Origin of the sequence: Diplocloster agilis (assembly GCF_019042275.1) — a bacterium.
GTDB classification, from domain to species: domain Bacteria; phylum Bacillota; class Clostridia; order Lachnospirales; family Lachnospiraceae; genus Diplocloster; species Diplocloster agilis.
Genome location: NZ_JAHQCW010000067.1, coordinates 1 through 19,509 on the forward strand (window position 1 = coordinate 1; position 19,509 = coordinate 19,509).

Below are 19,509 nucleotides of genomic sequence, written 5' to 3' on the forward strand. Positions count from 1 at the left end.
ACGTCCGACGGGCAAGAGCCTCTGAACCGGGAACACATCACGTGTTCCTGGTGAATAGGCTCGGTTCCTGAACCCGGCTTTTCGATTCCACTTAGCGGGAGCCAGCGCAAGCCCTCCGCGCTCCCGGGGAGACACAAAAGAACCCGGCCGCCGGTAGACTCCCCGGATACCGCCGCTGTCCTCCGCCCGAAGCGGCGGACATCCCCACCCCCGGGGAAAACCCGCCCTCCCGGCCCTGCTGATCGGAGGTTTCGCCCCGGCCCTTACCAAAGCCCCGCCCCTCAGGACTCCCCACCGTTCTGGGACCCCAGCTTAATCCGGAAGATCCTGCGGAATAGCTGCTTCCCATTGAAGGGAATCAAGGGATACAGATAGCTCTTGCCGGAAAGGGTCCGGTTCAGGGCGATGGATAGGACCGTGATCAGAACACCCGCCACAAATCCGAACAGGTTGAATAGGGCTGTCAGGATTAAGGTGATGATCCGCATAAATTTCAGCGCGTAGCCCAGCTCGAAACTGGACTGGCTGTAATTGGATACCGCTACAAAGGCCATGTAAAGCATGACTTCCGCATTAAACCACCCGGAGTTGACGGAAAACTCTCCCAATACCAGAGCGGCGATTACGCTTAGCGGGGTGGTCAGCATACTGGGGGTGTTAAGCGCTGCCAGCCTCAGTCCGTCGATGGCCAGCTCCAGAATAAGGAACTGGGCCAGGATCGGGATATTGATTTCGTCTTTTATCACGATAAACGCAAAGCCCTGGGGAATCCATTCCGGGTTCTGCATCAGAAGAAGGAACAGGGGCGTCAGAAGGTAGGTCATCAGTGTGATGACGAAACGGGACAGCCTGAGATACGTACCTGTGACCGGTGGAAAATAGTAGTCGTCTGCTTCTTCCACAATATCGAAAATAGAGGTGGGAAGTATCATAGCGGAGGGGGAATTGTCCACCAGAATAATGATATTGCCCTCCAAAAGAGCGGATGCGGCGGTGTCCGGCCGTTCGGTGTGCTTTAACTTGGGAAAGGGATTAAACCACTTCCGGTGATACAGGCATTCGGCCAGGCTTTCCTGGTTCATGGTCAGGGAGTCTACCTGAATGGCATTTATACGATCCTTCATCCGTTCCAGGAACTGGGTGTCCACCCGGTCGTCCATGGAGCACACGACCACATCGGTCCGGGAACTTTTCCCGACCTGCAGCATCTCCACAGACAGTTTCGGACTGCGGATCCGTCTGCGGATCAGCGCGGTGTTAAAGACCACCGTCTCCACAAAGCCGTCTCTGGATCCCCGCAGCGTCTTATCCTTCTCCGGTTCTTCCACGCTCCGCATGGGATAGGTCCTGCAATCGATCGCCAGACAGGAATCATACCCGTCGATGAACAGGCAGAGCACGCCGGACAGGATATTCGTCACAACCGCATTCCAGTTATCCAGGATGTCCACTTCCACATAGGGAAGGAATTGATGGGAAAATGCATGCATGTCTTTTGCCATCTCTTCCGCCTTTATCCCATAGAAAAATTCCAGCACTTTTTCCATGATGTCATCCTTGACAAAACCGTCGATAAAATAAAATCCGGCCTGCCGGTCCGCGATCTTCAGGGTTCGGTATATGATATCAAAATTTTTATCGGTATTCAGTTCCGAATTCAAATGGTCCATATTATTCTTTAAAACAGCGGATATTTCCTTATTCATCCAAAAAACCTCTCTTCCAGACAGATGCAGCACCATACTCCATGGCGCTACCTCTAGTATGTCTGGAAAAGAGGCAACTTATGTGTGAAAACGCGGGCATTATAGCCGGATCTTACATCCCTTGGTATCCCGCTTTCCGATTTTCAGCCGGTTTAGCTGGACGTGCTTTTCTTTGTATTGGACATCGGTGTCCTGTCCTTCCTGAAGGAAATAGACGTGCTCCAGGGAATCCCCTTTTAACAGCTTGATTCCCCTGACGCCGATCGCCCCTTTCTTCTTCTCGGGCACTTCTTCCAGCGCAAAGCGAAGGAATACGCCGCTGACGGTTTGCAGCACGATCTGGGTACAGGTTCCGGCGATTTTCACGCTGATCAGTTTATCCTCATCCGCAAGCTTGGTGGCCGCGATCGTCCGCTTAGATGCGTCGAACTCACTGCCGTCTACTTGCTTGAGCATCCCCTGTTTTGTAGCGAATAGCAGCTTCTCCCCGCGGATATGTTCCAGCGCGTTGACATAGACGATGTTTTCTCCGCTGCTGTCATAATTCCCCAGGTTGTCCATGGGGGTCCCCTTATCCCGGAATCTGCCATAGGGGATATCCATCACCTTGACCAGATGGAGCCTGCCGGTGTCTGTGAACACACAGATCTTGTCCGTGTTCATGCAGTTGATTACATACTTGTTCTCCGCGTCGGCCGCTTCCTGGTTCCGTTCGTAAACGGAGACGTCGATGGTTTTGACATATCCGAACCGGTCCATCAGGAACACGACTTCCTGCTCTTCGATCTTCTTTTCTTCGAATACCGCTTCCTTCGCATTTTCAATCCTGGTCTTACGGGGCACTGCGTATTCGGAGACGATGGCATCCATCTCCTCCTGGATGACCCGGGACATGACGGAGGGAAGTTCCAGGATCTCCTGGTAATCCTCGATCCGGCGCAGCGTCTCTTTGTGCGCCTTCATTAACGCCTCGATCTCCAGCCCGATCAGCTTATACAGCCGCATCTCCAGGATTGCCTGGGCCTGCCGCTCCGTGAACTTTAGCTGGGAAGCGGCTTTTTCAGAATATTTGCTCTTGAATTTTATGGGCGCGGTTTCGCCGTTGACCAGACAGGCTTTGGCGTCTTTTATATTTTTACTGCCCCGGAGGATCTCGATAATCAGATCGATAACATCACAGGCCTTGATTAGGCCTTCCTGTATCTCCTTCTTTTCCAGTTCCTTCTGCAGAAGTGTCTGATATTTTCGCGTCGTCAGCTCATACTGGAACTCCACGTGATGGCGGATGATATCTTTAAGCCCCATGGTCTCCGGCCGGCCATTGGCCACCGCCAGCATGTTTACCCCGAAGGTATCTTCCAGTCTCGTCTTTTTGTAGAGGAGATTTTCCAGGTTCCGGGCGTCCGCGCCTTTTTTCAGCTCGATTACGATGCGGATTCCCTCTTTTGACGACTGGTTGGATATATCTACGATGTCGTTTGTTTTTTTGGTTTCCACCAGATTAAAGACATCATTCAGGAATTTTCCGATGTTGGCTCCGATCATGGTATAGGGGATCTCGGTAATGACCAGGCGCTCTTTTCCGCCTTTCACCGGCTCCACTTCCACTTTACCGCGCAGACGGATCTTACCGCTGCCGGTGCGGTAGATGTCCAACAGCTCATCCTTGTTGACTACGATGCCGCCGGTAGGAAAATCAGGGCCCTCCACATATTTCATCAGTTCTTCCGTGGTGATGTCCGGATGCCGCATGTAGGCTTTGACCGCTTCCACCACCTCACCCAGGTTATGGGGCGGGGTGCTGGTGGACATTCCGACCGCGATTCCCTCCGAACCGTTGACCAGAAGATTCGGCACCCTGACCGGAAGCACCTCCGGTTCCTGTTCCGTAGAGTCAAAGTTGGGGATGAAGTCCACCACATTCTTATCCAAATCCCCCAGGAAAGCTTCCTGCGTAATCTTCTGCAGGCGGGCTTCCGTATAACGCATGGCCGCCGCGCCGTCGCCCTCGATCGACCCAAAGTTCCCGTGCCCGTCTACCAGGGGCATTCCTTTTTTAAAATCCTGCGCCATCACGACCAGGGATTCATAGATGGAGCTGTCCCCGTGGGGGTGGTATTTACCCATGGTATCTCCCACGATTCTGGCGCACTTGCGGTAGGGCCTGTCGTAACGGATACCCAGCTCATACATATCATACAGCGTCCTTCTCTGAACCGGTTTCAGACCGTCCCTGACGTCGGGTAGCGCTCTGGCTATGATAACGCTCATCGCATAGTCGATGTAGGATTTCTGCATGATCTCTGAGAATTCCGTCCTGATTATCTGTTCCTGTGTTCCCTGCATCTTCCTTCACCTCCTATATATCCAGTTCCGCGTCCTGGGCATGTTCATAGATAAATGCCCGTCTGGGCGGAACTTCCGTACCCATCAGCATCTCCGTTACCTCCGAAGCCATTCTGGCATCCTCGATCTCCACCAGCTTTAACATCCGGGTCTCGGGATTCAATGTGGTCTCCCAGAGCTGTTCCGCGTCCATCTCGCCAAGTCCCTTATAACGCTGCAGGGTAAACGGCCCCTTGTGCCTTCTGCGGTAGTGCTCCAGCGCTTTATCATCATAGAGATATTCTTCCTCCCCCTTGGAAGGGATCGCCTTATACAGAGGCGGCATGGCGATATAGACATGTCCCTCATAGATCAGTTCCGGCATAAAGCGGTAAAATAAAGTCAGCAGCAGCGTGGAAATGTGGGCGCCGTCCACATCCGCGTCGGCCATGATGATAATCTTCTCATAGCGCAGCTTCGTGATATCGAAATCATTCCCGTAGCCTTCGGAAAAGCCGCAGCCGAACGCATTGATCATGGTCTTGATCTCCGCGTTAGCCAGGACTTTGTCGATGCTGGCCTTTTCCACGTTCAGGATCTTGCCGCGGATGGGCAGGATCGCCTGGTACATCCGGTTTCGGGCCGTCTTGGCGCTTCCGCCGGCGGAATCTCCCTCTACGATAAAGATCTCGCACTCACCGGCATTCCGGCTCTCACAGTTAGCCAGCTTTCCGTTGGAATCAAAGGAAAACTTCTGCTTCACCAGCAGGTTAGTCTTCGCCCGCTCCTCGGTTTTCCGGATTTTGGCCGCCTTCTCCGCGCATCCGATCACATTCTTCAGCGTATCCAGGTTTTTATCAAAGAACAGGATCACCTCGTCTGTCGTCACCTTGGCCGTGGCCCGGGTGGCATCGGGGTTGTCCAGTTTTGTCTTGGTCTGCCCTTCGAACCGGGGGGAAGGATGCTTGATGGACACCACCGCCGTCATGCCGTTTCGCACATCGGCTCCGGTAAAATTCGAGTCCTTCTCCTTTAAAATCCCCAGCTCCCTGGCATAGTTATTGATCACGTTGGTAAAAGCGGTCTTAAACCCTGTCAGATGGGTGCCGCCCTCCGCGTTATAGATGTTATTGCAGAATCCCAGCACATTTTCCCGGAATTCGTTGATGTACTGGAAGGCAACCTCCACCATGATGTTTTCGGATTCCCCTTTTAAATAAACCACCTCATGTACGGGATCCACATTTTTATTCAGATCCTTGATGAAACCGATAATGCCGTCTTCCTCATGGTATTCTATATGTTCAACCGTTTCCCCCCGCCGGTCTTCAAAAATAATCGTAAGCTTCGGGTTCAGATAGGCGGTCTCGTGGAGCCTGCTCTTAACCTCGTCTGACTTAAACCTTGTCTTCTCAAAAATCGTGTCGTCCGGCAGGAAATTAATCGTGGTCCCGGTCTTCGTAGACTTCCCAACCACCGGCAGCAGGCCGTTTTCCAGTTCAATCACCGGAATGCCCCGCTCATACCGGTCATGATGGATCATTCCTTCCCGGCTCACCTTTATATCCAGATAGGCCGACAGCGCATTTACCACCGAAGACCCCACCCCATGAAGTCCGCCGCTGGTCTTATAGACGGAGTCGTCAAATTTACCGCCCGCATGCAGGGTGGTAAATACAAGACGCTCCGCCGACATCCCTTTTTTATGCATGCCGACCGGGATCCCCCGTCCGTTGTCGCTTATGGTGGCCGATCCGTCCTTTTCCAGGTATACCCATATCTTGTCGCAAAAACCGGCCAGATGCTCATCCACCGAATTGTCCACGATCTCATAGATCAGATGGTTTAAACCCTTCCGGGAAACACTGCCGATATACATGCCGGGCCGTTTCCGGACCGCTTCCAATCCTTCCAGCACAGAGATACTGTCTGCGTCATACTTTACATTCTTCGTCATAGCTAACCTCACCGCTTAATTCTAAATGCTTCGTCTGTATTACCAATACCAACACCCACAAAAGGTACGCGCCGCGTACCCTTTTCATAACATCTTTTTGATTATAGCACAGGAGCCGCTCTATTTTCCAATCATTCTCCCGTATCCGTAAAAAATAATTCCCATACATCCCCGGCTGCCGGCGCGCACAGTGATATCCGGCCTGCATGCACAGCCAGGCATCAAGAACATATGTTTGTATTATTATAATATAAAATGCTGCAGTCCGCAAGTTATATTTCATTTCCATAAAATATCTTAAAATAATCCGCAGACAAAAAACCGCAGCCCGTCCATCATTCCCCGCGCATAGCACAAGTCTGATGTCCTCTCCATAGCGCAGTCCCTGGCCAGCATAAATCCCTCTATCTTATCGATCTGAGCCTGTGACAGATCCCGGTAAATCTCGAAATAGGCTTCCGCCGCCTCATCTTCATCTTTTTTATACTGTTGTAATTTATCATCCCGGTCGAGTATCTCCTCCATGCGCTGTTTCTTCAGATCGATCAGTATATCCTGAAGCTCAGCCGCAATATCCTCCGCCGGTTCATCGCAGAATAGTTGTTTCAACTTTTCCAATAAAAACTTTTCCGTCTCTGATTGTGGTATGTTCATTAGACTCCTCCTCATTCACCATACCTCAATTTTCAGGGAGGTCATAAATCTGACCCCTGATTCTTAGGTCTATGATTAAAAAATACTTAAATCTATAATAGAAAAAAAGGGGAATGGATTAAAAATGATTACTTATGAACCTTTATGGAAAACACTAAAGCAAAAAGGCATTTCAACGTACGCATTAATTGTAAAACACAATGTCAGCAAAGGCACGATTTACCGGCTCCGCCACGGGCAGGGCATTACATTACACACGGTGGAATATCTGTGTGAAATATTGGATTGCAACATTGAAGATATTGTACAATACAAAAAAGAGATTGATTAAAAGCCTTTGAAAAGGCTTTTTTTATTCCATTTAAATGTACTCCCATGGAATAAAAAAGCCCTCCGGCAGGCCGCTATTTCTGATTCGCCGGTTCAATATTAATCGATCTACCCTTGATCTTTGCATGATCCATTGCATGCAGGACATCCATCGCGTATTCCCGCGGAACCTCCACAAATGTATATTTATCGTACATATCAATCGAGCCGATTAATTTGCCGGGCATTCCGCTCTCTCCCGCGATCGCTCCCACAATGTCGCCGGGTCTGATATTCTGTTTTTTACCCGCATTGATAAATAAGCGCACCATGCCTTCTTCCTCCGCGCCGGTATTTAAAAGCTGCGAAGGATCCTCATCCTGGGCGGTGTCTTCCGTATTCGTAATGAGCTTCAGGAAGGCCGCGGCCAGATCCATAGCCGTATAATCCGATTCGTTCACCCGATCCTGGATCAGCTGGATCATGGAGGTCAGGTCTTCATCCTGAATCAGCTGCTCCACCTGACGGAATATCTTTTCCTGTTTGGTGGCGGCCACATCATTTACCGATGGTACCGGCCGGGCGTATATCTTGGTCTTGCAGTACCGCTGGATCTCTTTTAATTTGTATACTTCTTTTCCCACAACAAAGGAAAATGCCGTTCCATTCCTGCCTGCGCGGCCGGTTCTTCCAATCCGGTGCACATAATACTCATCATCCTGAGGAATGTCATAGTTGAATACGGCCTCCACGTCATCCACGTCGATTCCCCGGGCCGCCACATCGGTAGCCACCAGGATATCGGTCTTTCCCTTCCGGAAACCGTTCATGACACGGTCCCGCTGTGACTGCTTCATATCTCCATGGAGCCCCGCCGCAAAGTAGCCTCTTCCAACCAGCCCGCTCACCAGTTCATCCACCTGCTTCTTCGTGTTGCAGAACACCAGGGACAGGTTCGGATCATACATATCCAGAAGCCTGCACAGCACCTCCTCTTTATTTTTCGGCCGTACCTCATAGTAGAACTGATCGATACTGGGAACCGTCAGCTCTTTTTTCACTACCCGGATCAGTTCCGCATCCTTTTGATAGGTCTTGGCGATATCCATGATCGGCTTCGGCATCGTAGCTGAGAACAGGATCGTCTGCCGCTCTTCCGGGATTTCCTTTAAGATCGTCTCGATATCATCCCGAAACCCCATATTCAGCATCTCATCGGCCTCATCCAAAACCACGGTGTTCACGTCTTCCAGCCGGATCGTTTTCCTTCTCATATGGTCCATGATCCGTCCCGGCGTACCGATGATAATATGGATGCCCGCCTTCAGCGAACGGATCTGTTTCACGATTTCCTGCCCTCCATAGATCGGAAGGATTTTAATTCCATGCAGATATCTGGAAAGGTTCCGGATCTCGTCCGCCACCTGAATAGCCAGTTCTCTGGTGGGACATAGTACCAGTGCCTGAAGCTTTTTATTTTTTGGATCTACTTTCTCCAATATGGGAATGCCGAAAGCGGCTGTTTTCCCGGTTCCCGTCTGGGCCTGACCGATCAGGTCTTTTCCCTGCAGAGCCACCGGAATCGCTTTCGCCTGTATCGGAGAAGCCTCCTCAAAACCCATTGCTACTGTTGCTTTTACGATCTGCTCGGACAGTCCGAGCTCATCAAATCTGATTGTTTCCATACAATTCCTTTCTGTCATCCTTTACTTTTCCCCGCTGTCTTTCCCTTTATGCTGTCAGTTTTCATATTACTTATATTTAACACAAATTCGAGTATATCATACCTACTGTTTTTATAGCAAGAAAAAAACTGTTGTAAAACAGGAACCGCCTAATTTTACAACAGTTTCTTTTATTTTTTACAGTACCTTAGACAAAAAATCCTTTAATCTGGGATTTTTCGGGTTGGCAAAGAACTCTTTCGGTTCATTTTCTTCCTGTACGATTCCCTCGTCAATGAACAGGACCCGGTTCGCGACCTCTCTGGCAAACCCCATCTCATGGGTCACCACTACCATGGTCATCCCATCATGGGCCAGCTCTTTCATCAGCTCCAGCACTTCCCCCACCATCTCAGGGTCCAGAGCGGAAGTCGGCTCATCAAACAGCATGACATCCGGGTTCATGGCCAGTGCCCGGATAATCGCGATCCGCTGCTGCTGTCCGCCGGAAAGCTGTCTGGGATACGCGTCGGCTTTTTCCTCCAGGCCGATTCTCTTTAAGAGTTCCATGGCCCGCTCATCCGCTTCTTTGTCGCCAATCCCCATCAATTTCCTGGGGGCAAGCGTGATGTTCTCTTTCACGGACAAATGGGGAAACAGGTTAAACTGCTGAAATACCATTCCCATCTTCTGTCTTAATTTATTTATATTACAGGACGGGTCCGTAATATTCGTGCCTTCAAACCAGATCTCACCGCCGGTCGGTTCCTCCAGCCGGTTCAGGCACCGCAGGAAGGTGGACTTGCCGGACCCGGACGGGCCGATCACCACCACTTTTTCCCCTTTATCAATATGCTGGTCAATACCGGCCAGGACCAAATGATCGCCAAAGGCTTTCTGAAGATTTTTAGTTTCGATCACCTCTTGACATCCTCCTTTCCAGTAAGCTCAACAATTTTGTCAATATCATGACAATTACCAGGTAGCAGAGCGCCGCCACCACTAACGGCGGGACAATGTCCCAGGTACGGCTGCCGATGTACTGGGCCATTTTGGTCAGATCGGATACCGCGATTACACTGGCCACGGAACTTTCCTTGACCAATACAATAAATTCATTCCCCAGAGCCGGAAGAGCGTTGCGAAACGCCTGCGGCAGGATGATATAGCGCATGGTCTGAAGATCATTAAAACCAAGAGAGCGTCCGGCCTCCGTCTGTCCTTTATCGATGGACTCGATACCGCCGCGGATAATCTCCGCCACATAGGCACCGGAGTTGATTCCAAAGCAGATTCCGGCACACAGAAGCGGGTTCGAATCTCTGGAAGTAAATATCATATTGTAAATAATCAGCAGCTGAACCATAACAGGCGTACCGCGGATCACCGTCACATAAATACCGCAGAGCTTGCCCAGCCAGTGAAGCCCCCTGATCTTAGAGGAAATCACCCGCACCACGGCCACCAGCACACCGATTATGATACCGATGGCGACAGCCATCAGGGAAATCAGCAGGGTATTCTTGATTCCCTCCGCATAGGCCAGATACCCCTGATTCATGAATACCGCGTTATAAAATGGCTCTATCAAACCCCATAGAAAATCCTTCATATGTTCCAAAACCCTTTCTGTCTAACGTGCTCTTTTCTTTACTCATCTTCAACGGCGCATTTCTTATGGATCATAAACATTTCTTATGGATAACAAAGGCAGACGAAAACGTCTGCCTTACGAATCCGGTAAATCTTATTTTGCGGTAGTATGTTTTGCGAAGAATTCGTCAATGGTTCCGTCTGCGATTAATTTTTCAATAATCGGATTGATCTTATCCAATAATTCCTGATTTCCCTTTTTCACAGCGATTGCGTAGCTGTCTACAAATAAAGGATCCCCTTCCAGGATCTTCAGGGCGCCGCCAGAACCTGCCACCAGCTCTTCCGCCGGATACTGGTCCATAACGATACAGTCGATCTTGTCATTTTTCAGATCTTCCGCAGCCTGAGCAAACTTCGTATAACGGACGATCTTCTCCGGTTTGCAGTTCTCTTCATCGGACACATACAGATCCGCGATATTTCCCTGCTGAACACCAACGATCTTATCATTCAGCTCATCGAAGGTAGGCGTGCCGACACGTCCCTGAGACGCATTTACCACAACCACTTCCGTAGAATCCACATACTTACTGGAGAAATCCATCACCTTCTGGCGTTCATCATCCACCGACACACCGGCGGCTACCATGTCCACCTTACCCTGCTGTACAGCCAGCAGCGCGCCGTCAAAGTCCATGTTCTGAATTTCCAGAGTCATTCCCAGGGCATCGGCTATCGCCTGGCAGATATCCATATCTACGCCTACGACCTTATCCCCGTCCAGATATTCATAAGGGGCAAATCCCGCCTCGGTACCAACGATCAATGTTCCGCCTTCGCCCGCCGCCGCGTTGTCCGCAGGCGCCGCGGTATCCGCAGGAGCTGCCGTATCTGCAGGAGCTTCGCTGGCTTCCGGAGCCTGAGTTGCTTCCGGAGTTGCAGCGGGAGCTGCCGGTTCCTCTTCTTTACTGCCGCAGGCGGTCATAGACACAACCATAGCCGCGGATAACATAACTGCCAATAATTTTTTCATTTCATTTCCTCCTCTAAATTCATAACCATTCACAAATATGCATATTTATACGCGCACAACTGTATTTTAACTGCTTTCCCTCCAAAATACAAGCATTTTTACACGATTCTTCCGAATTCTTCCGAATAATTCTAACTTTTCTGCTTCTTGTGGGTATTGGGGGGACTTAGGGACGGGATGAGAGGGGAGCGGCGGGGACTCCGGGACCGGGCGGCAACCCTCGCGGGCGCAAATCACTTCGGCCGGACCTAAGAACGGGTAACTACAAAGGCGGGAGAACCTCTTATTGGCAGGGCCCGGAACAAACTCGCCACAGAACGGCTCGGACAGTGTTCCGGGCCCTGCGAGGTTCTCCCGCCTTCTGCGTAACCCGTTCTAAGGCCCGGCCTCAAGTGTTTGCGCCCGCGAGGGTTGTCGCCCGGTCCCGGAGTCCCCGCCGCTCCCCTCTCATCCCTGCTCTAATTAAAGCCCATTTCCATGTTCTATCGGGCAGGGGAAGTAGAAGTATAGGGAAGTATATGCGTAGCCTAGTGCTCCATTAGGCCAGGAACGGTACTGACAGTACTAAATATTTTTGTCAGTCTGCAAGGTGGAGGAGGGATGCGATGCGGTAGGCATCGTTGAGTGGCAACAACGCGGCAGATGGCAAAACAGGTAGTATTGTCAGTAGCGTTCCTGGCCGGATAGAGTATTAGGCTGCAGGTTCTGTGTACTGCTAAGGACTGATAGTTAATGTGTAAAATTATAGTTGGCAAATAGGACGGGTGTTTTATGTAAATCGAAATTAAAGGTCGCAAATAAATCCCTACTTCCCAATCACACGGTGTCTATATGTTATTAATTGCGAGATTATATCTTATATCTAAGTATCTAAGAAGACTGTGTAATGAATACTATGGTAAATAAGGAAATGATTTCATTCAAGAGCTCAGAGAAAAATATATTCTTAAGTGTGTGAGCTTACCAAAGAAATCACGCGGCAAATGTTAGAATCTTATGCCAGAGAACTTGCAGAATCCCGAGATAAGAAGTGTTACCAGTGGAAAGGAAAACTCAGCACCACCGTGTAGGAAAGCTGGGATGCAGATAATGAAACTTATGTAACCGAAACTGAACATACACTGACATTCCGGACTTAACTGCTGAAGGTTCACCAACGTAGGGAAGAAGCCTGGGGGGCGGGATGCGGACTCCTGTTTTGGGAGGCGGGGCGGGCGCCTGTCCTTTGGCGGGCATAGGGCGGCTGAGCAGCTGCTTAGTGACATCCCGCCGGCAGACTCAGGATGCACGGCGGACTTCACGTCCGACGGGCAAGGGCCACTGAACCGGAAACGCATCATGCGTTTCTGGTGAATTGGCCCGGTTCCTGAGTCTGCCGGCGGGATGTCACTTAGCAGCTGCCAGCGAACAGCCCGTCGCCCGCCAAAGGACAGGCGCCCGCCCCGCCTCCCAAAACAGGAGCCCGCATCCCGCCCCCCAGGCTTCTTCCCGGTCCTTCCGGCCCGTTCTCACCTCCCCAGTAATTCTATCGCATCAGCCACCGCACCCTGCATGCAGGGGCCTGCCAGCAGGTCCGCTTTTTCGCGGACTTCCGGCTCGGCTTCCTGTACCGCTATGGACAGGTCGGCTTCCCGGAACATGCTCAGGTCGTTGTAGCTGTCTCCTACGGTGACCAGACGTTTGACTTTGGCGCCTAAAAGGGTGCGGAGGTTTTTGAGGCCGGTACCTTTGTCACAGGTGGCGTCGATCATCTCCAGAAAGTAGGGGGCGGTGATCATGACGTGTATTCCGCGGCCCGAGAAGTGTTCTTCGAAATAGAGCCGGGCTTCCCGCATCCGGTCTCCGGTGACCAGGAACAAGATCTTGGTCCAGTCGGGATACAGGTCTTCCATGGCGCCGTCTACATATTGGCCTGTGGACTTGAAGCGGTCCAGCCGGTATCTGAGGTCGCCCACGGCGTATTTTCCCTCTTCGATGATTGTGTAGGTGTTGTTGGCCACGATCATGACTCCGATATCCGGGAATTGTCTTCGCATGTCCGCCAGGATCTGTTCGGCTTCTTTGGGCAGGTAGACTTCCGATATGACTTTCTGTTGCTGAAAGTCATAGATCTGCATACCGTTGACACAGATTCCCGGGACATTGACCGGCACCTGATTGACGATGTCATAGGTCATGGCATAGCCCCGGCCGGTGCATACCGTGAACATTCCGCCTTCTTTTACAAAATACCGGATCGCTTCGATATTCCTCTGTGGGATCTCGTTAAAGTTGGCCAGCGTTCCGTCTACGTCTGTGGCCAGCAGTATTCCGTCGTATTTTCCGCTCATTTTCGTTTCCTCCATCCTGTTATTTTTTATTTGCGTGACAGTCTGATACATAAAAATTGCCGGAGAAGAAAGTACCGGTAAGTTTCTTATAATATCCCTTACGCACTTTTCCACGGCAATTCTTTGTTTTGTGTTTGTGGTTATTTATAATTTGCCAGAATACAGTCTCTTAAGAGCACCAGGGAATTGACTACGGAATATTCTCTGATTTTCTCACGGTTTCCTTTGAACTGGAATTTGCGGACCGTAACTTTATCTTTCATATAACAGGAGATGTAGACCAGGCCCACCGGCTTGTCCTCGGTGCCTCCGTCCGGCCCGGCGATTCCGGTGATGGCTACGCACACGTCGGAACCGGTGGATAGCACGCCGCCTTTGGCCATTTCCTTCGCGCACTGCTCGCTGACCGCGCCGTGGTCTTTTAATGTGCTCTTCTTGACATCCAGAAGCTTTTTCTTGGCCCGGTTGGAGTAGGTGACCAGCCCCTGCTTGAACACATCGGATACTCCCGGTACGTTGACCAGACGGGCTGAGAGCATACCTCCGGTACAGGACTCCGCCGTGGTCAGGGTTAAGTCGTTTTTCTTCAGAAGCTTTATCACCGCTTCTTCCAGGGTCACCTGTTCATCGGTGGTATAGATATAGTCCTCGAATCTGGATTTTAATTCTTTTACCAGCGGTTTGGTTAATTTTCTCGCTTCCTCTTCCGTCTCACCCTTGGCGGTTACGCGCAGGTGCACTTCGCCGATCTTGGCGTAAGGCGCTACAGTCGGATTCGTCTGGGAATCGATCAGATCCACGATTTTCGTCTCCACCATGCTCTCGCCCATTCCGCAGATCTTGACCATCTGGGAATAGATGACCTCCGGCTGCCGGTTTCTCAGATACGGGAAGATATCGTGTTCGAACATGGGGATCAGCTCGTTTGGCGGGCCCGGAAGGAGGATTACCGCTTTTTCTCCCTCTTCTATGATGATACCCGGCGCCGTGCCGTTGGCATTGTCCACCACGATGGCATCTTTGGGCACCAGCGCCTGTTTCCAGTTGTTTTCCGTTATTACTTTGAACTGGCTGTTTTTGAAAAAGGCCTGAATCCGCTCTTTGCTGTGGGCGTCTTCCATCAGTTCACGGCCCAGCACCTTTGCGGTGACTTCCTTAGTCAGGTCATCTTTGGTCGGCCCGAGGCCTCCGCTTAATATGACCACATCGGAACGGTCCACCGCTGTTTTCAAGGTTTCCGCCAGGCGTTCCTCGTTATCTCCCACTACCGTTTGATAATACAAGGATAAGCCCAGCTGCGCGCATTTTTCAGAAAGATAGGCCGCATTTGTATTTACAATATTACCCAGAAGCAGTTCCGTACCGACAGAAATCAGTTCTACTACCATGGTTATTTACTCCCTTCGCTTAAAACGCTTTTGTTCTTTATGAGATAATCAATGAGTGAAATGACCGTAAGGGCCAGCGCCAGATATACGAATAGGATCTCCAGAATTCCGAAAAATCCTCCCAGATCGGCAATTAAAAGACAGATCATGATCATCTGCGCGGTGGTTTTGAATTTTCCCCAATAGCTGGCCGCGATTACCACACCGCTGTCCGCCGCTACCAGGCGGAATCCGCTGATGATGAATTCCCGGCTAATGATGATAATGACGATCCAGGCAGCCAGCCTGTCCATGGCCGTCAGGCAGATCATCGCGGAGCAGACCAGAAGTTTGTCTGCCAGGGGATCCATAAACTTTCCAAAATTGGTTACCAGCTGATATTTTCTGGCGATCTTGCCGTCCAGCAGATCCGTAAGGCTGGCGATGATAAAGAGAGCGAGCGCGATCCATTTAGAAGCCGGGCCCGCCAGATCCACCAGCATAAACAGTACAAAAAACGGGATCATACAGATACGTAAAATGGTCAATTTATTGGGCAGATTCATCCGCTATCTCTCCTATCAAATCATATTCTTCGGCTCCTGTTACCTTCACCTTGACGAAATCACCGGACATCAGTTCCTCGTCGGTCTGGATGAACAGATATCCGTCTACGTTGGGGGCGTCCCGGTAAGTTCTGGCCACGTAGGCATTCTCATCGGCCACTTTGCCCTCCACCATAACAAGCAGTTCCCTGCCGATCATCTGCTGGGCCATATCAAAGGCGATCTCCTGCTGAAGGCTCATCAGATCATCCAGCCGTTCCTGCTTCATTTCCTCGGGCACCTGATCGGGCATCCCTTCGGCGGGCGTGTTCTCTTCCGGTGAATAGGGGAAGACACCCAGCCGGTCGAATTCCATCTCGTCGACAAATTCCATCAGTTCCACATGGTCGCTTGGCGTCTCGCCCGGGAAGCCGGTGATTAACGTGGTGCGAAGCGCAATGTCCGGAATTCTCTCCCGCAGCCTGTTCACGATATCCGTCAGCTGTTTTTTGCTGGTCCTGCGTCCCATCCGTTTCAGGATCTCATCGTTGGCATGCTGGATCGGAAGGTCCAGATAGTGGCAGATCTTCGGCTCCGTACTGATCGCATCGATCAGCTCTTCCGTGATCTCCTCGGGATAACAGTATAGAATGCGGATCCAGCGCAGCCCTTTGATTTTGCACAGCTTGTGCAGCAGGGCAGGCAGGCTCTTCTTCCCGTACAGATCCACACCGTAGACCGTGGTTTCCTGGGCGACCAGGATCAGCTCTTTTACTCCCTGCGCCGCCAGATCCTGGGCTTCCAGCAGCAGTTCTTCCATTGGAACGCTGCGGTAATTGCCGCGCAGCTTGGGTATGATACAGTAGGTGCAGTGTTTGTCGCATCCCTCTGCTATTTTCAAGTATGCAAAATGTCCGCCGGTGGTGACCAGGCGGCCGTGGGCATGGCCGGGAAGCTTTGACAGGTCGGGACAGGCCAGCAGATGCTCCCGCCCTTCCCGGAGTTCACTAAGCGTCCTGACGATCTCATCGCAGGCCGTAGTCCCCAGTACCGCGTCCACCTCGGGAATCTCATCTATGATCTCCTGCTGATAGCGCTGCGCCATACAGCCGGTGACGATCAGGAACTGACAGGGTCCGTCCTTTTTATATTCTGCCATTTGCAGAATCGTATTCACACTTTCCTCTTTTGCGTCGTGGATAAAACAGCAGGTGTTGATAATAATAACCTCCGCCTGCGTCTCATCATCCGTAAATGTATATCCGGATGCCGCCAGATCCCCAAGCATTGCCTCAGAATCCACCAGGTTTTTGTCGCATCCCAAAGATACGAATAAAATTTTCATAACCTATCCTCTTTCAATGTAAGAATGCCTCGCCGTTACTCTTTGCCGGTAACGGACTACAAGAAAGACGAAGGTCCTATCCGCAGGAACCGTAAGCTGCTGCTTGAGTCCTATCCAAAACCTTCGTCCTGTAACCTATTTCATTTTTACCGCATATTTTGCGCTGCTATTTTGCACTGCTGTTTGCTGCACCATGAGCGCGCGGCGGCAGCTCTTTAGTCTTCTTCCTTCGTCTCTTCCTCTCCGACGATCTTGATCTTGGAATGATACAGCTCGTCGATCGCGATGGACAGCGGTTTTCTGCCGTCATCCCTGACTAAAGGTTCCTCGCCCCCGATCAGCTGTCTGGCTCTTTTGGCCGTGGCGAGAACGATGGAATATCTGCTGTTTACGACAGGGGTTTCACCAACCTCCACGTCTTTGTTTACCACTTTCATTAAATCTGTGTAAGATGGATGTAACATAATTAAAATCTCCTTTCAATCCGTTTCCTGTTCAGTGTTTTTTAGAATTCTTTTAACTCTTTTCTGAACTGGTCCATAAACTCTATATTGCGCACAGCGCGGTAATGTTCATTCTGAATGATCTGGTGCATGGTTTCCACACACTCTTCCAATACATCGTTGACGATCAGGTAATCATATTCCTCGATCCCCTCCGCCTCCTCGGCAGCCCTCTTTAACCTGCAGCGGATCGTGTCACAGTCTTCCGTGCCTCTGTTTTCCAGCCGCTTCCTCAGTTCGCCTGAGGTGGGAGGCGTCACAAATAAAAGCAGCGCCTCGGGGAAATCCCTCTTTACCTGTCTGGCTCCCTGGATTTCTATCTCCAGGATCACATCCTTGCCAAGGGCCATCTGTTCCTCCACATAGGCCTTCGGCGTGCCATAGTAATTATTGACATAACAGGCGTATTCTATAAGCTCCTGTTGTGCGATCATCTGTTCAAATTCTTCCCGTGTCCGGAAGAAATATTCCCGGCCGTCCTGTTCTCCCGGTCTGGGAGATCTGGTGGTCGCCGATATGGACAGCGCATACAGGTCCTCATAACGGCTCAGCAACCCTTTCATCAGAGTACCCTTACCGGCTCCGGAAAAACCGGATACCACCGTCAGAATTCCTTTTCTATTCATCCATATCGTCCTCTTCTTTCGTCAAATATTCGGAATCATTGGAAACACGTCTGGCAATCGTCTCCGGCTGCAGAGCCGACAGCACGATATGGTCGTCGTCCATGACGATCACGCCCTTTGTCTTACGCCCCTGGGTGGCGTCCACAGCTCTTCCGTCTTCTTTCGCTTTTTGAACCATCCGTTTTACGGGAGCCGCTTCCGGACTCACCACCGCCACAATTCTGCTGGTATTGACTCCATTTCCAAATCCTACATTGATCAATCTAGCCATCTGCGTCCATTTCCTTTACTCAATGTTCTGAATCTGTTCCCGTACTTTTTCAATTTCTGTTTTCAGATCGATCGCCACATTGGAAATCTCCATATCGTTGGCTTTCGAAAGGATCGTATTAGCCTCCCGGTTCAGCTCCTGCGCGATAAAATCCAGTTTTCGTCCCACGCCGTCCCCGGACGACAGGGCCGCTTTCGTCCCGGCTATATGGCTGCGCAGACGGACCATCTCCTCATCCACGCAGATTTTATCCGCGTAGATCACCACCTCCGTGGCGATCCGGCTTTCCTCGATCTGTGTATCAGCCAGCAGCTCTTTTACTTTTTCCTCCAGCTTTTCCCGGTATTCCCGGACAATTTCGGGAGAACGGCGCTCGATCTCATCCACCAGCGCGGACATCCCGTCAAGCTTCGCCAGCAGATCATTCTTCAAATGCTCGCCTTCCACGATTCTGGTCTCCACAAACTGCTCCGCCGCTCCTTTTAAGGCCTGTTCCAGCAGCGCCCACAGCTTCTTCTCATCCGGAGCCTGATCCTCAAGCGTAAACACCTCCGGCATTCTCGCCAGGGTTGACACATGGATATTGTCTTCCAACTCAAAGTCCTGAGCCATCTTCTTCATATATTGAAGATACTCGGCCGCGATGTCCCCATTGTATCGAAGCGCCAGTTTATTTTCCGTGTAATCTTCATAAGAAATAAAGACGTCCACCTTGCCCCGCTGTATGTAATTCTTCAACAGACTGCGGATTGCCGTTTCGAAAAAAGCAAGTTTTTTTGGCATACGGATATTGATGTCCAGATAGCGGTGGTTAACCGCCTTCATTTCGACCAGAAACTTCCTATTCTCATCCTGAGCCTCACTTCTGCCAAAGCCCGTCATACTTTTTACCATGAATGCTGCTCTCCTGTCTTTGGGATTTCTGCGCACAGGAATCCATATTATTTTTCATTATAACTGCTTTTGGGGGGCACGTCAATGCGGTTTTTGCACAGGATTCGACGAAGATCAGGCAAAAAGAGAGGAGGGCATCCACAGCTTACGCCGTCCGCTCTCCTCCCGGTTCCCATACCCAGGCGCTGGTTCTTCCTCGGGTTCGGGTATGCCCGCTGCTTAAGGGCCGGTGTGTGTCGGTGTTCCGGAATGCTCCGGGCAGCCGGATTCTTTTGTGTCTCCCCGGGAGCGCATAGGGCGGCTGAGCTCCCGCTTAGTGGAATCGGAAAGCCGGGTTCAGGATGACCGGCGGACTTCACGTCCGACGGGCAAGAGCCTCTGAAC

At 51.0% G+C, this 19,509-nt stretch carries 17 protein-coding genes; 1 reads left to right on the forward strand and 16 read right to left on the reverse strand.

The window, feature by feature from the left end; translation table 11 throughout:
- Positions 1-281 precede the first annotated feature (281 nt).
- The 4 genes from KTH89_RS23800 to KTH89_RS23815 all read right to left on the reverse strand — a co-directional run bounded on the left by KTH89_RS23800 (position 282) and on the right by KTH89_RS23815 (position 6,642).
- Entirely contained in the window at positions 282-1,706 is a 1,425-nt protein-coding gene (locus tag KTH89_RS23800; RefSeq protein ID WP_238723369.1) for a spore germination protein, read from the reverse strand.
- Between the two features lie 99 nt (positions 1,707-1,805).
- The gene (locus tag KTH89_RS23805) at positions 1,806-4,052 is read right to left on the reverse strand and encodes a DNA gyrase/topoisomerase IV subunit A (RefSeq protein ID WP_158348757.1); all 2,247 of its coding nucleotides are present in this window, start codon (positions 4,050-4,052) and stop codon (positions 1,806-1,808) included.
- 13 nt (positions 4,053-4,065) lie between these two features.
- A complete protein-coding gene (locus KTH89_RS23810; RefSeq protein ID WP_238723371.1) occupies positions 4,066-5,988 on the reverse strand; it encodes a DNA gyrase/topoisomerase IV subunit B in 1,923 nt (640 codons plus the stop codon).
- Positions 5,989-6,285: 297 nt separating this feature from the next.
- Positions 6,286-6,642 (reverse strand): hypothetical protein, encoded by a 357-nt coding sequence (locus tag KTH89_RS23815; RefSeq protein WP_158348759.1) that lies wholly within the window; start codon positions 6,640-6,642, stop codon positions 6,286-6,288.
- Positions 6,643-6,766: 124 nt separating this feature from the next.
- Between KTH89_RS23815 and KTH89_RS25160 the strand changes: the two genes are divergently transcribed.
- Positions 6,767-6,973 (forward strand): helix-turn-helix domain-containing protein, encoded by a 207-nt coding sequence (locus KTH89_RS25160; protein WP_158348760.1) that lies wholly within the window; start codon positions 6,767-6,769, stop codon positions 6,971-6,973.
- 73 nt (positions 6,974-7,046) lie between these two features.
- On the opposite strand, the gene KTH89_RS23825 is transcribed toward KTH89_RS25160, so the two are convergent.
- The 12 genes from KTH89_RS23825 to KTH89_RS23880 form a co-directional block, all read right to left on the reverse strand.
- Entirely contained in the window at positions 7,047-8,636 is a 1,590-nt protein-coding gene (locus KTH89_RS23825) for a DEAD/DEAH box helicase (protein WP_158348761.1), read from the reverse strand.
- 177 nt (positions 8,637-8,813) lie between these two features.
- Entirely contained in the window at positions 8,814-9,536 is a 723-nt protein-coding gene (locus tag KTH89_RS23830; protein ID WP_158348762.1) for an amino acid ABC transporter ATP-binding protein, read from the reverse strand.
- On the reverse strand, positions 9,523-10,227 hold the full coding sequence (locus KTH89_RS23835; protein WP_158348763.1) for an amino acid ABC transporter permease: 705 nt from the start codon (positions 10,225-10,227) through the stop codon (positions 9,523-9,525). Before KTH89_RS23835 ends, KTH89_RS23830 begins: the two co-directional genes overlap by 14 nt.
- Before the next feature lie 135 nt (positions 10,228-10,362).
- Positions 10,363-11,244, reverse strand: coding sequence for an ABC transporter substrate-binding protein (locus tag KTH89_RS23840; RefSeq protein WP_238723372.1), 882 nt, complete (start codon positions 11,242-11,244; stop codon positions 10,363-10,365).
- Positions 11,245-12,752: 1,508 nt separating this feature from the next.
- Positions 12,753-13,574, reverse strand: a complete 822-nt coding sequence (locus KTH89_RS23845; protein ID WP_238723373.1) for an HAD family hydrolase — start codon at positions 13,572-13,574, stop codon at positions 12,753-12,755.
- A 140-nt stretch (positions 13,575-13,714) separates the two neighbouring features.
- The gene (locus tag KTH89_RS23850) at positions 13,715-14,962 is read right to left on the reverse strand and encodes a competence/damage-inducible protein A (RefSeq protein ID WP_238723374.1); all 1,248 of its coding nucleotides are present in this window, start codon (positions 14,960-14,962) and stop codon (positions 13,715-13,717) included.
- 2 nt (positions 14,963-14,964) lie between these two features.
- Positions 14,965-15,507, reverse strand: a complete 543-nt coding sequence (gene pgsA, locus KTH89_RS23855; protein WP_158348796.1) for a CDP-diacylglycerol--glycerol-3-phosphate 3-phosphatidyltransferase — start codon at positions 15,505-15,507, stop codon at positions 14,965-14,967.
- Positions 15,491-16,831 (reverse strand): 30S ribosomal protein S12 methylthiotransferase RimO, encoded by a 1,341-nt coding sequence (gene rimO / locus KTH89_RS23860; RefSeq protein ID WP_158348795.1) that lies wholly within the window; start codon positions 16,829-16,831, stop codon positions 15,491-15,493. Before rimO ends, pgsA begins: the two co-directional genes overlap by 17 nt.
- Before the next feature lie 215 nt (positions 16,832-17,046).
- Positions 17,047-17,295 carry a DNA-directed RNA polymerase subunit omega gene (gene rpoZ, locus KTH89_RS23865; protein ID WP_158348794.1) on the reverse strand — a complete coding sequence of 83 codons (249 nt, stop codon included), beginning with the start codon at positions 17,293-17,295 and terminating at the stop codon, positions 17,047-17,049.
- A 41-nt stretch (positions 17,296-17,336) separates the two neighbouring features.
- Positions 17,337-17,960 carry a guanylate kinase gene (gene gmk, locus KTH89_RS23870; RefSeq protein ID WP_238723375.1) on the reverse strand — a complete coding sequence of 208 codons (624 nt, stop codon included), beginning with the start codon at positions 17,958-17,960 and terminating at the stop codon, positions 17,337-17,339.
- Positions 17,953-18,231, reverse strand: a complete 279-nt coding sequence (locus KTH89_RS23875) for a DUF370 domain-containing protein (protein ID WP_158348792.1) — start codon at positions 18,229-18,231, stop codon at positions 17,953-17,955. The genes gmk and KTH89_RS23875 overlap by 8 nt, the downstream gene beginning before the upstream one ends.
- A gap of 15 nt (positions 18,232-18,246) precedes the next feature.
- A complete protein-coding gene (locus KTH89_RS23880) occupies positions 18,247-19,125 on the reverse strand; it encodes a YicC/YloC family endoribonuclease (protein ID WP_238723376.1) in 879 nt (292 codons plus the stop codon).
- Positions 19,126-19,509 lie beyond the last annotated feature (384 nt).

Excerpts from the sequence above, each read along its gene's own strand:
- rimO (WP_158348795.1), bottom strand. The coding sequence starts at position 16,831 with ATGAAAATTTTATTCGTATCTTTGGGATGCGACAAAAACCTGGTGGAT.
- KTH89_RS23845 (WP_238723373.1), bottom strand. The coding sequence starts at position 13,574 with ATGAGCGGAAAATACGACGGAATACTGCTGGCCACAGACGTAGACGGA.
- pgsA (WP_158348796.1), bottom strand. The coding sequence starts at position 15,507 with ATGAATCTGCCCAATAAATTGACCATTTTACGTATCTGTATGATCCCG.
- KTH89_RS23825 (WP_158348761.1), bottom strand. The coding sequence starts at position 8,636 with ATGGAAACAATCAGATTTGATGAGCTCGGACTGTCCGAGCAGATCGTA.
- KTH89_RS23850 (WP_238723374.1), bottom strand. The coding sequence starts at position 14,962 with ATGGTAGTAGAACTGATTTCTGTCGGTACGGAACTGCTTCTGGGTAAT.
- KTH89_RS23880 (WP_238723376.1), bottom strand. The coding sequence starts at position 19,125 with ATGGTAAAAAGTATGACGGGCTTTGGCAGAAGTGAGGCTCAGGATGAG.
- KTH89_RS23835 (WP_158348763.1), bottom strand. The coding sequence starts at position 10,227 with ATGAAGGATTTTCTATGGGGTTTGATAGAGCCATTTTATAACGCGGTA.
- KTH89_RS23805 (WP_158348757.1), bottom strand. The coding sequence starts at position 4,052 with ATGCAGGGAACACAGGAACAGATAATCAGGACGGAATTCTCAGAGATC.
- KTH89_RS23815 (WP_158348759.1), bottom strand. The coding sequence starts at position 6,642 with ATGAACATACCACAATCAGAGACGGAAAAGTTTTTATTGGAAAAGTTG.
- gmk (WP_238723375.1), bottom strand. The coding sequence starts at position 17,960 with ATGAATAGAAAAGGAATTCTGACGGTGGTATCCGGTTTTTCCGGAGCC.
- KTH89_RS23810 (WP_238723371.1), bottom strand. The coding sequence starts at position 5,988 with ATGACGAAGAATGTAAAGTATGACGCAGACAGTATCTCTGTGCTGGAA.
- KTH89_RS23840 (WP_238723372.1), bottom strand. The coding sequence starts at position 11,244 with ATGAAAAAATTATTGGCAGTTATGTTATCCGCGGCTATGGTTGTGTCT.
- KTH89_RS25160 (WP_158348760.1), top strand. The coding sequence starts at position 6,767 with ATGATTACTTATGAACCTTTATGGAAAACACTAAAGCAAAAAGGCATT.
- rpoZ (WP_158348794.1), bottom strand. The coding sequence starts at position 17,295 with ATGTTACATCCATCTTACACAGATTTAATGAAAGTGGTAAACAAAGAC.
- KTH89_RS23875 (WP_158348792.1), bottom strand. The coding sequence starts at position 18,231 with ATGGCTAGATTGATCAATGTAGGATTTGGAAATGGAGTCAATACCAGC.
- KTH89_RS23800 (WP_238723369.1), bottom strand. The coding sequence starts at position 1,706 with ATGAATAAGGAAATATCCGCTGTTTTAAAGAATAATATGGACCATTTG.